Annotated in this window: 10 protein-coding genes; 6 read left to right on the forward strand and 4 right to left on the reverse strand. The window is 71.3% G+C overall.

Annotation, left to right across the window (positions count from 1 at the left end; genetic code table 11):
- Nucleotides 1-160 precede the first annotated feature (160 nt).
- Entirely contained in the window at nucleotides 161-1,012 is an 852-nt protein-coding gene (locus Apa02nite_RS11030) for a Midasin (RefSeq protein ID WP_203824951.1), read from the forward strand.
- 20 nt (nucleotides 1,013-1,032) lie between these two features.
- A complete protein-coding gene (locus Apa02nite_RS11035) occupies nucleotides 1,033-1,791 on the forward strand; it encodes an alpha/beta fold hydrolase (protein WP_203824952.1) in 759 nt (252 codons plus the stop codon).
- A 13-nt stretch (nucleotides 1,792-1,804) separates the two neighbouring features.
- Here Apa02nite_RS11035 and Apa02nite_RS11040 read toward each other — a convergent pair whose 3' ends face one another.
- Nucleotides 1,805-2,602, reverse strand: a complete 798-nt coding sequence (locus Apa02nite_RS11040; RefSeq protein ID WP_203824953.1) for a polysaccharide deacetylase family protein — start codon at nucleotides 2,600-2,602, stop codon at nucleotides 1,805-1,807.
- Between the two features lie 241 nt (nucleotides 2,603-2,843).
- On the opposite strand from Apa02nite_RS11040, the gene Apa02nite_RS11045 reads away from it, so the two are divergent.
- The gene (locus tag Apa02nite_RS11045; protein ID WP_203824954.1) at nucleotides 2,844-3,311 is read left to right on the forward strand and encodes a DUF1707 and DUF4190 domain-containing protein; all 468 of its coding nucleotides are present in this window, start codon (nucleotides 2,844-2,846) and stop codon (nucleotides 3,309-3,311) included.
- 284 nt (nucleotides 3,312-3,595) lie between these two features.
- Here Apa02nite_RS11045 and Apa02nite_RS11050 read toward each other — a convergent pair whose 3' ends face one another.
- On the reverse strand, nucleotides 3,596-4,258 hold the full coding sequence (locus Apa02nite_RS11050) for an SDR family NAD(P)-dependent oxidoreductase (protein WP_203824955.1): 663 nt from the start codon (nucleotides 4,256-4,258) through the stop codon (nucleotides 3,596-3,598).
- Nucleotides 4,259-4,657: 399 nt separating this feature from the next.
- Here Apa02nite_RS11050 and Apa02nite_RS11055 point away from each other — a divergent pair, with 399 nt between their 5' ends.
- Nucleotides 4,658-6,637 carry a methyl-accepting chemotaxis protein gene (locus tag Apa02nite_RS11055; RefSeq protein ID WP_203824956.1) on the forward strand — a complete coding sequence of 660 codons (1,980 nt, stop codon included), beginning with the start codon at nucleotides 4,658-4,660 and terminating at the stop codon, nucleotides 6,635-6,637.
- Here Apa02nite_RS11055 and Apa02nite_RS11060 read toward each other — a convergent pair whose 3' ends face one another.
- Nucleotides 6,638-8,179, reverse strand: a complete 1,542-nt coding sequence (locus Apa02nite_RS11060; protein ID WP_203824957.1) for a M1 family metallopeptidase — start codon at nucleotides 8,177-8,179, stop codon at nucleotides 6,638-6,640.
- A gap of 113 nt (nucleotides 8,180-8,292) precedes the next feature.
- Here Apa02nite_RS11060 and pflB point away from each other — a divergent pair, with 113 nt between their 5' ends.
- Both pflB and pflA read left to right on the forward strand, forming a co-directional pair.
- A complete protein-coding gene (pflB, locus tag Apa02nite_RS11065) occupies nucleotides 8,293-10,524 on the forward strand; it encodes a formate C-acetyltransferase (protein WP_203824958.1) in 2,232 nt (743 codons plus the stop codon).
- Nucleotides 10,521-11,252: a pyruvate formate-lyase-activating protein gene (gene pflA, locus Apa02nite_RS11070; protein WP_203824959.1), complete on the forward strand. Its 732-nt coding sequence runs from the start codon at nucleotides 10,521-10,523 to the stop codon at nucleotides 11,250-11,252. Before pflB ends, pflA begins: the two co-directional genes overlap by 4 nt.
- Here pflA and Apa02nite_RS11075 read toward each other — a convergent pair.
- Nucleotides 11,249-12,424 (reverse strand): GAF domain-containing sensor histidine kinase, encoded by a 1,176-nt coding sequence (locus tag Apa02nite_RS11075; protein ID WP_203824960.1) that lies wholly within the window; start codon nucleotides 12,422-12,424, stop codon nucleotides 11,249-11,251. The genes pflA and Apa02nite_RS11075 overlap by 4 nt on opposite strands.
- Nucleotides 12,425-12,540: the final 116 nt, after the last annotated feature.

Genomic DNA, 12,540 nt, shown 5'->3' on the forward strand with positions numbered 1-12,540 from the left:
GCCTCCGGGGCAGGTCGGGTCTCAAACCGCCACGGGGTCACTCTGCGCCCTACGGTGATGACTCCCCGTACTGGTACGTCGAGAGGCCCCCGCCGTGAAGCACCGCCGTTCCGTTGCCGTCGCCGTTGCCGCCGCTGCTGCCACCGCCACCGTGTTGTCGATGTCGAGCGCCGCCCTGGCCGCCGGGAAACCGAGCGCGCAGAAGACCGCGGCGACCAAGGACACCGACCGCGACGGCATGCCGGACAAGTGGGAGACCGCGAACGGCCTGAACCCGAAGAAGAACGACGCCCGCGCGGACAAGGACCGGGACGGCCTGACCAACAAGGCCGAGTACAAGGCCGGCACCAACGCCCGCAACGCGGACACCGACCGGGACGGGATGACCGACGGCTGGGAGGTCAGCTTCCGCCTCAACCCGCGGAAGAACGACGCGGCCGCCGACCCGGACGAGGACGGGCTGAGCAACGTCGAGGAGTTCGCGCTCGGCTACGAGCCCCGCAACGACGACTCCGACGACAACGGTGTGGTCGACGGTGACGAGGACGCCGACGAGGACGGGCTCACCAACCTGGAGGACCTCCAGCTCGGGTACGACCCGGAGGAGGCCGACAGCGACGACAACGGTGTCTCCGACGCGGACGAGGACCTGGACGACGACGGCCTGACCAACGCACAGGAGTTCCTGCTCGGCGACGACCCGGAAGCGGCCGACAGCGACGACGACGGGGTGGCCGACGCGGACGAGGACCACGACGGCGACGGGGTCAGCGACCTCGACGAGTTCGCCGACGGCACCGACCCGCTGGACGGCGACGACTCCAGCGCGGGCGACGGCGGCTCCGACGACGACGGCACGGACGACTCGGGTGACGACAACGGCACCGGTGACGACGACGGCAGCAACGACGGCAGCGGCAGCGGCAGCGACGACAGCACCAGCGGCATGGCCGTGTCGGTCCGGGTCAGCGCGGCCGGTTCCGGGCCACTGCAGGTCACCGACTGGCGCTGAGCCCCGGCTACCCTCGCGCCGTGACAGATCTGCACGTCGAGGAGTTCGGCGCCGGCCCGCTGCTGGGGTATTCGCACGGCGTCTGGTTCAGCAACCGGGTCGAGGACCGGCTCGGCCTGCTCGACTGGTCCCGGCTGTCCGGCTCGCGGCGGATCGTGCGGTACCACCAGCGCGGGCACGGCCTGTCCCCGGGCGAGCCGGACCCGGAGCTCTACACCTGGCCGAGCCTGGCCGGCGACCTGCTCGCCGTCGCCGACCGGGTCGCCGGGGACCGGCCGGTGGACTGGGCCGGCTCGTCGCTCGGCACCGGCGCGCTGCTGTGGGCGGCGGCCCGGCGGCCGGAACGGTTCGGCCGGCTGGTGCTGATGAGCCCGCCGACCGTCCGGGACACCCGGGTCGCGGCGCGGCGGGCCTACCGCTCCGGCGCGAACGGGGTGGCGGCCCGGGGCAAGGCGAGCTGGCTGCGGATCGCCCGGGACTTCCCGAAACCGGCGATCTTCGACGACGTGCCGGGCTGGGAGTTCGACGCGGACGTGCCGGAGGCGCTGATCCCGGCCGTGATGCGCGGGGCGGCGGCCACCGACCTGCCCGGCGACGAGGCGCTGCGCACGATCACCCATCGCACGCTGATCCTGGCCTGGGAGACCGATCCGGTGCACCCGGTGAGCAGCGCGGAACTGCTGGCCGGGGTGCTGCCGGACGCACGGTTGCACGTGTCACGGAGCTCTGCCGACGTACAAGATTGGCCCGATCGGATCGGTGAGTTCCTGGCGGCCTGAACCGGGAGCGGTCTCAGGTGGTGGAGTGCTTCTTGCCGGTGGCGATCATGTCGGAGACCGTGACCATCCGGAATCCCCGGTCGCGCAGACCGGCGAACATCGTGGCCAGCCCCTTGATCGTGACCAGCCGGCGGTCGTCGCCCTCGTCGTGGGCCAGCAGGATCGAACCGGGCCGGACCGCGTCGACGATGTCCTTGGCCTGACCCTCCGGGTTGCCCGCGAACATCTTCTCGCGCATCGCCTTGGACCAGAGCACCACGTCGTAGCCCAGCGAGTCGGCGGCCAGCATGGTGGACCCGCCGATGTGCCCGAACGGCGGCCGCAGCAGGGTGACCGGCCGGCCGAACTGCTGATGGATCTCGTCTTCGGTGCGCTTCAGCGTCTTGGTGACGCCGTTCAGGTCGAGAGTGGCCAGGTCGTCGTGCGCCCAGGTGTGGTTGCCGATCTCGTGCCGGTCCATCCGGCCGCGTACCAGGTCGGCGTTCTTCGCCAGGTTCTGGCCGACCATGAAGAAGGTGGCCGGCACGTTCGCGGCGTCCAGCGCGTCGAGGACCATCGGCGTCCAGTGCGGCGCCGGCCCGTCGTCGAAGGTGAACGCGACCACCGGCTCGGTGGTCTCCACGTAGTAGCGGACCGCCACTCCCGGGTGACGCACCGCGTCGAGCACGTCCGCTCCGGCGGCGTATCCCCCGGCCACCGGCGGCCGGTCCAGGCCGAGCCAGTGCGGGATCTCCTTCATACCGGCGGCTCCGACGGCCACACCGGCGGTGCCGGCCAGTGCGGTACGCAGGAACGCTCGCCGGTTCAGCATGCCGCGAAAACCCGCGAACGAACACGCTCCGTCACTGGCGCCATGGTCAAACCCCCGTATGCCCGGCATTGCTGCCATCGGAGTGTCGCCGATGCTGTCAAGTCTGCTGTCCCGACACCTCGCACCATAAGTCCCCGAGCCGGTAGGAACCGGACCCCTCCGAGTTAGCAAGATCACGTAGGGCTACACGATGGACTGCCGGTGGAGGCGCCGCTCGACGGCCGCCGGTAGCCTTCTGGACATGTACCGCTCGCCACACGTCAGGGTGTCGGACGCCGACCGCGAGGTGATCGTCGCTCAGCTCAGCGCGGCGACCGCCGAGGGCCGCCTGACCATCGCGGAGTTCAGCGAGCGATCCCAGCAGGCCTACGCGTCACGCACCTGGGGCGAGCTGTCCACGGTGGTCTACGACCTGCCCCTCCCGGTCCAGGCACCCCCGCCGCAGGCCTATTACCCACCACCCGCCGCCAGCCGGCTCCCCCTGCTGGCGATGATCTTCGGCATCGTGTCGCTGATCCCGTGCGGCGTCGGCTTCGGCCTCAGCGGGCTCACCGGCATCGCAGCGATCGTCCTCGGCGCCCGCTCGCTGCGCGGCCCGGCCTACGAGGTCCCCAACGGCCGCGGCATGGCCCTCACCGGCATCCTCTGCGGCACCCTCGGCATCATCGGCCAGGTCGTCATCTTCAGCATGATCTTCAGCTGGTCCTGACCGCCATTTTTCGGTACGCCTACGGAGCGCTCGTCCGCAGGCTACGAGCCACGTCCCGCCCGTGAGGCCGCCGCAAGACCGTGCCCGCTCCGGACCGCGGCGCGCCGCCAGGCCCTTGGCTGGTCCTCAGGGGTGCCTCGCACCCCTTGAGACACCCCTGAGAGCCAGCCGGGGTCGCGGGACGCGCCGCGGTCCGGAGCGGGCCGCAGTGTCGCGTGGCCTCACGGGCGGGACTCGGCTTGTAGCCTGCGGACGGCCGCTCCGTAGGCGTACCACGTGGGGGTCTAGCTTGGAGCGGTCTGGCCGGTGAGCTCGCGGAGTTTGGCGGCGATCCGGCGCGGGTGCAGCGGGTTCATCAGGCGCACGCTGGAGCCGATCAGGACGCGCGCGGCGTTGCGTTCCATGCCGTCGAGGATGTCCTGGGCGGCGCGGTACGCCTGCTCGGCCGGGTCGGCGGACGAGCCGGTCAGGTCGCCGGCGAAGACCACGGTGACCCGGACGCTCGTGCCGGCGAACTCCGTGCGCAGGCTCTCGGTGAGCTGCTTGGCGTCGGCCTTCGCCGCGCCGGGAGCGGCGGAACCGGTCCGGGAGATGTCGACCAGGTGCGCCTCGGAGCGGTGGCGCAGCACCGGATGGAACGTCGTGGCCAGCTGCAGCGCCGCCTCGTGGCCGAACGTCCCGGCGCAGTGGATCACGCCGTCCACCGCGGCCCAGCGCTCGACGACCGCGCCCGGCAGCGCCTCGACGGCGGCCCGGTCGGTCAGGTCCAGCTCGTGGGCGGAGAGCATCTGCGGGGCCACCACCTGATGGGCGGTTTCGGCCAGCGTGGCCGGGTTCAGGTCGACGGCGGCCACCCGGGCGCCGCGCCGGACCGCCTCGAGGGTGACCGCACGGCCGATCCCGCTGCCGGCGCCGGTTACCACAAGTGTCTTGCCCGCGACCTTCATTACACCGCTCCCGCCGATGGAGGCGCCCGCGGCGGGGGGACCCGGCCGGACGCACTGCCCGTCTCGATCACACTGTCGCCCGGGGAGGGCGTCCGGGAGGGGCTCTCGGCCCGGAATTCCCCCTAAAGCGCCCCGGGACGCCCGGGATCGGCTCAACCCATCAGGCATCCACGATGGTGACGGGGATCACGCTATCTCGCGGTGATCAGGAATGGCAACGCCGAGATCCCAGACCGGCTTTTTCCGCTTTCTCCCGTAGCGGCCGCCGGAGGCGGGAAAGATACCGGCAGGTGCTGTGTACGACGAGGGAGGCCGATTCTGACTCCGAACCCGGCGACCGGCACGCCGCCCGCCCTGCTGCGCCCGGTTCTGGCGATCACCGACCGGCTGCGCACCGGCATGCGGCTCGGCATGGTGGTGCTCGTCCTGCTCGTGCCGGGCGCCCTGGCCACCGGCATGTACGCCGCCGAGAAGGCGAGTGACCTGGCCTTCACCGACCGGGAACGACAGGGCGTCGGGGTGCTCGGCCCGATGCTGACCGCGCTCGCCGACATCACCGCCGGGCGGGACCCGGACCTCGCCGCGATCCGTGCCGTGGTCGCCGAGCACCCGGACCTCGACATCGGCGACGAGCTGGCCGCGGTGCCGGAGATCGGCAGCGGCGGGGCCGCCGCGCGGATCGCCACCGCCACCGCGCTGGTCACCCTGATCTCCGCGGTCGGCGACGACTCGAACCTGATCCTCGACCCCGACCTGGACTCGTTCTACGTGATGGACGCGCAGATCGTGCAGGTGCCGCAGGCGCTGCTGGCGGCGCTGACCGCGGCCCACCCGGACACCACGCTGACCACCCGCAAGGCGGTCGCCGCCAAGGCGGTGCTGGCCGGCCGGCTCGAGGGTGTCGCGGACGCGCTGCGCCGGGACGTGGTCACCGCCACGAAGCACACCGACAGCGCCGGGCTGGCCGACCGGCTCGCCACCGTGCAGGCGCTGGCCGACGCGATCATCACGCTGGACCAGGCGATCACCGAGACGCTCAGCTCGCCCCTGGCCGGCGATCCGGTCGCGGTCGCGACGGCGGCGACCGCGACCGTGGCCCCGTTGACCGGCGTCCTCACCGAGTTGCTCACCGGCCGGACGGACGAGGACTCCCGGGAGCGCGGCCTGGTCGTCGGCATCTCGCTGGGCGGGTTCCTGCTGGCGCTGTGGTGCGCGGCCGGGGTGCTCTGGCGGACCAGCCACGACGTGCTGCAGATGGTGGACGCGGTGACCGCGATCGCCGGCTCCGACCTGGCGCCCCGCCCGCTGCCCGAGGGCCGCGACGAGATGGGTGACATCGGCCGGGCCCTGGTGGTGGCCCGGGCCCGGCTGCAGGAGCAGGACGACGCCCTGGTGCAGGCCGAGGTGGCCCGGGAGCAGCAGCTGCGGGCCGGTTTCCTGCACCAGCGGCAGGCCGAGACCCAGTTCCGGCGGCGCACCCAGGAGATCATCGACGAGTCGACCACGGTGATCGCCGAGGAGCTGCGGCAGGTGACCGACAAGGTCAGCGAGGTGCGTACCGCGGCCGAGGTGATCGACGACCGGATCAGCGTGACGGACGCCGCGACCAGCACGATCGTCGGCCAGGCGCACGACGCCGAGCGGGTCATCGCGTCATTGGAGGCAAGCCTGCGCCGGGTGGCGTCGACCGCGGCGCTGGTCACCGGGATCGCCCGGCAGACCCGGCTGCTGGCGCTGAACGCGACGATCGAGGCGGCCCGGGCCGGCGAGCTGGGCTACGGCTTCACGGTCGTCGCCGACGAGGTCAAGCAGCTCGCCATGCACACCGCCGAGTCCACCGACCAGATCACCCGGACCATCGACGACCTGCGCCGGGACACCACCGCGATGTCCGAGACGATCAGCACGATGATCGAGGGCATCGGCGGGGTCGGCCACGCGGCCACCTCGCTGCGCACGGTCGCCGCCGATCAGGGCGAGCTGGTCGAGCGGCTCTCCGTGCAGATGACCGACACGCTGGGCCGGGTCGACGAGATGACCGACCTGGCCAGCCGCCTCGAGCGGCGCGAGCACGACCGGATCGCGGCGGCCGGCAAGGTCGCGCTGCGCCGGGCCGGTGGTACGCCGACGCCGGCCACCCTGATCAACTTCAGCGCGGGCGGCCTGCGCTGCATCGTGACCGGCGACGCGCCGTACACCGAGGGCGCCACCGTGGACGCCGAGCTGACCGGCAAGACCGGCAACACGCTCACCGTGCATGCCCGGGTGGTCAACGTGGTCGACTCACCCGGGCAGCAGGAGATCGGCTTGCAGTTCCTGGTCACCGACGACGCGATGGGCCAGCAACTGGTGTCGTTCGCCGAACAGATGGTGGGTTGATCAGCGGCGGATGAAGGCGCTTTGCGGGGCGCTCTTCGCCAGAGCGGGAGCCGGGGCCGTCGTCGTCCAGTCCGGGTGGCCGGGCATCGGCGGGGTCTTGGTGCCGAAGAGCCAGTCGTTCAGGAAGCCCCGCAGGTCCTGGTGCGAGACCTTGGAGGCGAGCGCGATGAAGTCCCGCGCGCCGACCGACTTGCCGCGGTTCGTGGCGACCCAGGCCCGCTCGAGCGCCTCGAACTTCTTCACGCCGATCTTCTGCTGCAGCGCGTACAGGACGAGCGCGCCACCGTCGTACACATTGGGGTTGAAGACGTCCCAGATCGAGTCGGCCTTCAGCGGGTGGGCGACCGGGCCGTACTTGGTCCGGTACTGGTCACCGCGGGTGTAGACGTCCTTGAAGTACGCCTCCCGGCTGGTGTAGCCGGTGTAGTCCTCGAGCTGACCGGTCTCGTCGGCGTAGAGCAGCTCGTACCAGGTGGCGTGTCCCTCGCTCTGCCAGACGTCGCTCCAGGTCACGGGCGCCACGCTGTCGCCGAACCACATGTGCGCCAGCTCGTGCGTCATGATCGGGTCGAGGATGTACGACGGCAGCCCGAACAGCCCGGTGTCGTAGAGCGAGAGCGTCTGCGTCTCCAGGGCGAAGCCCAGATCCGCGTCGATGATCAGGGAGCCGTACTCCTCGAACGGGTACCTGCCCACCTTGCCGGTCATCCAGGACAGCTGCGCACGCTCCACCTCGATCTTGGGGAGCAGCTCGGCGGCGAGCCGGGTCGGCACCACGTCGCGGATCGGCACGCCGCCGACCGACGGGCGCGTCTGCACGGTGAACGCGCCGACGGCGAGCTGGATCAGCTCGCTGGCCATCGGCTTCGCCTCGCGGTACGTCGAGGTCACGGTCGCGCCGCGGGTCTTGTCCCGGACGTGCCGGCCGTTGGCGACCGCGGTCCAGCCGGCCGGGCGGGTCATCGAGATGGTGTACGACGCCATGTCGCTCGGGTGGTCGTTGCTCGGGAACAGCTGGTGCGACTGGTCCGGCTGACCGGCCATGATGGTGCCGTCCGGGGTGGTGACGAACCCGGCCGGCGAGTCGGCGTTGGCCGGGATCGGGGTGGCGGTGAAACCGCTGACCGTCACCCAGAACCGCTTGCCCTTGTGCAGGTCGCGGGCCGGGGTGACGACGAGCTCGTCGCCGGACCGGCTGAACGTGGCGGGACGGCCGTTGACCGCGACCGTGCCGACCGCGTCACCGCCGAAGTCGAGGTCGAAACGGGACAGGTTCTGGGTGGCCACCGCGGTGATGGTGACGTCACCGGTGACGGTCTGCTTGGGGTCCTTCTCCGGGTACCGGATCCGGAGGTCGTAGTCCTGCACGTCGTACCCGCCGTTGCCGAGCAGCGGGTAGAGCCGGTCGCCGAGGCCGGCCGAGCCGGGTGTGGCTGGGCCACCTCCCGCGTACGCCGGGACGGCCGTACCGGCCACCGCGAGCAGCGCGGTGACGCCGGCCGCGAGCAGCGTCGAGAGACGCTTTTCGATTAGGTCACTCATGGCCGCCGACGCTACGCCGACACCTGTCGATGTGCAGCCCCGTCCGGGTCCTTCGGCCCTGCCACCGGGGACCGCCCGCGCGCCAGGCTGGTGACGGACACGAGGAGGGCATCATGACCAGCACGGCCTGGCGGGGTTTCCACGGCACGACGTGGCGCGAGACTGTCGACGTCAGCGCGTTCATCCGCGACAACGTGGAGCCGTACACCGGAGACGCGGAGTTCCTGAGCGGCGCCACCGAGCGCACCACGCGGATCTGGGACCAGCTGAGCCGGATGTTCCCGGAGGAGCGCGCCCGGGGCATCCACGACGTGGACGTGCACACCCCGTCCACGATCACCTCGCACGCGCCCGGCTACATCGACCAGGACGCCGAGCTGATCGTCGGCTTGCAGACCACCGCGCCGCTGCGTCGCGCGATCATGCCGGCCGGTGGCCTGCGGATGGTGGAGAACGGCCTGGCCGCGTACGGCTATACGCTGGACCCCGCGGTCCGGACGACCTTCAGCCAGTACCGCAAGACGCACAACGCCGGGGTGTTCGACGCATACCCGGCGGACGTGCTCGCGGCGCGGCGCTCGCACATCATCACCGGCCTGCCGGACGCGTACGGCCGGGGCCGGATCATCGGCGACTACCGCCGGGTGGCCCTCTACGGCGTGGACCGGTTGATCGCGGACCGCAAGGCGCTCAAGGCCGGGCTCGACGACCGGACCAGCAGCGAGGACGTCATCCGCGACCGCGAGGAACTCGCCGAGCAGATCCGCGCCCTCGAGGACCTCCGCTTCATGGCCGGCCGGTACGGATACGACATCGCCGGCCCGGCCACCACCGGCCGCGAGGCGATCCAGTGGCTCTACTTCGCCTACCTGGCCGCGATCAAGGAGCAGAACGGCGCGGCCATGTCGCTCGGCCGCACCTCCAGCTTCGTCGACGTCTACCTGCAGCGTGACCTGGCCGAGGGCACCATCACCGAGGAGTCCGCCCAGGAGCTGATCGACGACTTCGTGATCAAGCTGCGGATCGTCAGGTTCCTGCGCACCCCGGAGTACGACCAGCTGTTCTCCGGCGACCCGACCTGGGTCACCGAGTCGCTGGGCGGGATGGACCGGGACGACCGCCCGCTGGTCACCCGGTCGAGCTTCCGGTACCTGCAGACCCTCTACAACCTGGGCCCCGCACCGGAGCCGAACCTGACGGTGCTCTGGTCGCCGCGGCTGCCGGACGGCTTCAAGCGGTTCTGCGCACAGGTCTCGATGGACACCAGCGCGATCCAGTACGAGAACGACGACCTGATCCGCCCGGCCTACAGCGACGACACCGCGATCGCGTGCTGCGTCTCGGCCATGCGGGTCGGCAAGGACATGCAGTTCTTCGGCGCCCGGGCGAACGTGGCGAAGGCGTTGCTCTACGCGATCAACGGCGGCCGCGACGAGATGTCCGGGGATCAGGTGGCTCCGGTCTCCCCGGCGGTCACGGCCGACGTTCTGGACTACGACGACGTCCTGGCGAAATTCGACTCGACGCTCGACTGGCTCGCGGAGACCTACGTCGACGCGCTCAACGTCATCCACTACATGCACGACAAGTACGCCTACGAGCGGATCGAGATGGCGCTGCACGACTACCCGGTGCGCCGGATCCTGGCCACCGGGATGGCCGGCCTCTCGGTCGCCGCGGACAGCCTCTCCGCGATCAAGTACGCGCAGGTCAAGGCGCTGCGGAACGAGAACGGGCTGATCGTCGACTACGCCGTCGACGGGGAGTTCCCGGCCTACGGCAACAACGACGACCGGGCCGACACGATCGCCGTCGACCTGGTCGAGCGGTTCATGGCGAAGATCCGCCAGCAGCCCACCTACCGCAACGCCGAGCACAGCCTGTCGGTGCTCACCATCACCTCGAACGTCGTCTACGGCAAGCACACCGGCAACACCCCGGACGGCAGGCGGGCCGGCGAGCCGTTCGCGCCCGGCGCCAACCCGATGAACGGCCGGGACCGGCACGGGCTGGTCGCCGCGGCGCTGTCGGTGGCGAAACTGCCGTACCGCAGCGCCCGCGACGGCATCTCGCTGACCTCCACGGTCACCCCGAACGGCCTCGGGCACTCCCGGGACGAGCGGATCGGCAACCTGGTCGGCGTGCTCGACGGCTACACCGACGCGGGTGGCTTCCACCTCAACGTCAACGTGCTGGACCGGGCCACGCTCGAGGACGCGATGGTCCACCCGGAGAACTACCCGCAGCTCACCATCCGGGTCTCCGGCTACGCGGTGAACTTCGTCAAGCTCACCGCCGAGCAGCAGCGCGACGTCATCTCCCGCACGTTCCACGGGTCGCTGTGACCACCGGAAGCCTGCACTCGTTCGACGTCTCGACCGGCGTCGACGGGCCGGGGACGCGCTTCGTCGCGTTCCTGGCCGGCTGCCCGCTGCGCTGCCAGTACTGCCACAGCCCGGACACCTGGCACCGGCGCGCCGGGACGCCGACGACCGCCGACGAGCTGATGCGGGAGATCGCGCGATATGAGCGTTTCATCAAGGTGGCCGGCGGCGGCGTCACGGTGAGCGGCGGGGAGCCGTTGGAACAACCCGATTTTGTACGGGAGGTGCTGCGCCGCTGTCACGAGGACGGGTTGCACACCGCGCTCGACACGAGTGGTTTCCTCGGGGACCGGGCCGACGACGAGCTGCTGTCGTACACAGATCTGGTGTTGCTCGACATCAAGTCGGGTGATCCCGCGACGTACCGGAAAGTGACCGGAACCGGTCGCCTGGAGCCCACCGTGCGGTTCGCCCACCGGCTCGCGGAGCGAGGCGTGCCGATCTGGGTGCGCTTCGTGCTGGTGCCCGGGCTGACCGACGCCGAGGCGAACGTGGCCGCGGTGGCCGAGCTGGCCGCCGCGGTGCACACGGTCGAGCGCGTCGAGGTGCTGCCGTTCCACCGCCTCGGCGCCGGCAAGTACCAGGCCCTCGGCCTGCCGTTCCCCCTCGCACAGACCTCGGCCCCGGATGCTGAGCTGCTGGAACGCGTGCAAGCTCAGTTCCGGGACCGTGGTCTGGCGGTCTTTTAGAGCACGTGGGTCGCGGGGAGGACGATCCGGGCCGTCACGCCCGAGCCCGGCACGCTCTCCAGGCGCAGGCCGCCGCCCTGCGCCTGGACGATCCGCCGGCTGATCGACAGGCCCAGCCCGAGCCCCGGCGCCTGGGCCAGCACGGCGTCGTCGCCGCGCAGGAACGGCGCGCCGAGCATCGCCAGCTCGCCCTCCGGGATCCCCTGCCCGTGATCACGAACGGTCACGCTGGGCTGCGGGTAGGCCTCGACCACCACCTCGACCGGCTTGTCCTCGCCGAAGCAGAGCGCGTTGCTGATCAGGTGACCGACGGCCACCTCGAGCAGTCGCGGGTCCGCGGTGACCCAGACCTGGCCGGCCGGCAGGCTGGCGCGCACCCGCCCGGTCCGGTCGCCGATCCCGGCCAGCGCCGCCGTCACCACGGCGCCCAGGTCGACAAGCTGCCGCTCGCCGACCGGCTCGTGCATCTGCTGGTTGACCGCGCGCAGCAGGTTCTCCACCGTGCGGCAGAGCCGATCCGCGTTGCGGGTGATCGCGTCGACCCGGCGCTCGAACCCGGGTGAGATCGCCCCGGGCGTGTCGGTGAGCAACTCGAGGTTGCCGCGGATCGACGCGAGCGGGGTACGGATCTCGTGCGAGATCGCCGAGACCACGTCGTCCTGGTCGACCGCCATCGGGAACGCCCGGTTGGCCACCAGGTGCCGCAGCCCGGTCTCGGCGTCCACCCGGCGGGCGATCCGGGACAGCAGCCGGATGGTCGCGTCCATGTTGCGCCGCGGGGTGTCGTCGAAGACGCAGAGCGCGCCGACGATCTGCCCGTTGTGGTGCAGCGGGGCCGCGCCCAGGAACCGGACGTGCTCCGCGCCGCGGACCAGCGGGTGGGTGGAGAGCCGGGGGTCGGTGGTCGCGTCCCGGACCATCATGGTGTCGTTCGTCGCGGCCACCACGTCGCAGAGCGACATCGACTGCGGCACGTCCACCGCGGTCCGGATGCCCAGCGTCGCGGCGAAGTGCGCGGTGCCGCCACCGATCACCTTGAGCGCGGCCATCGGCACCTGACAGGCCTCCGCGGCGAGCTCGAGGACCTCGGGGACCTCGGCCACCGCCGACCGGTAGTGCTCGGCCTCGGCGAAACGCCCTTCGGCCGGGCTGATCGTCATCGGAACAGTCATCGCATGCTCTCCCCCTCGGTCCCTCCCCGTGTGGTGCAGTGGCGAAAATCGGCGACCGGCCGGGCACCCTTCGTGAACCCGGGGTTGCGATCGGGGAGCCGTCCTTTTCCGACATT

The sequence above is a fragment of the Actinoplanes palleronii genome (assembly GCF_016862315.1).
GTDB classification, from domain to species: domain Bacteria; phylum Actinomycetota; class Actinomycetes; order Mycobacteriales; family Micromonosporaceae; genus Actinoplanes; species Actinoplanes palleronii.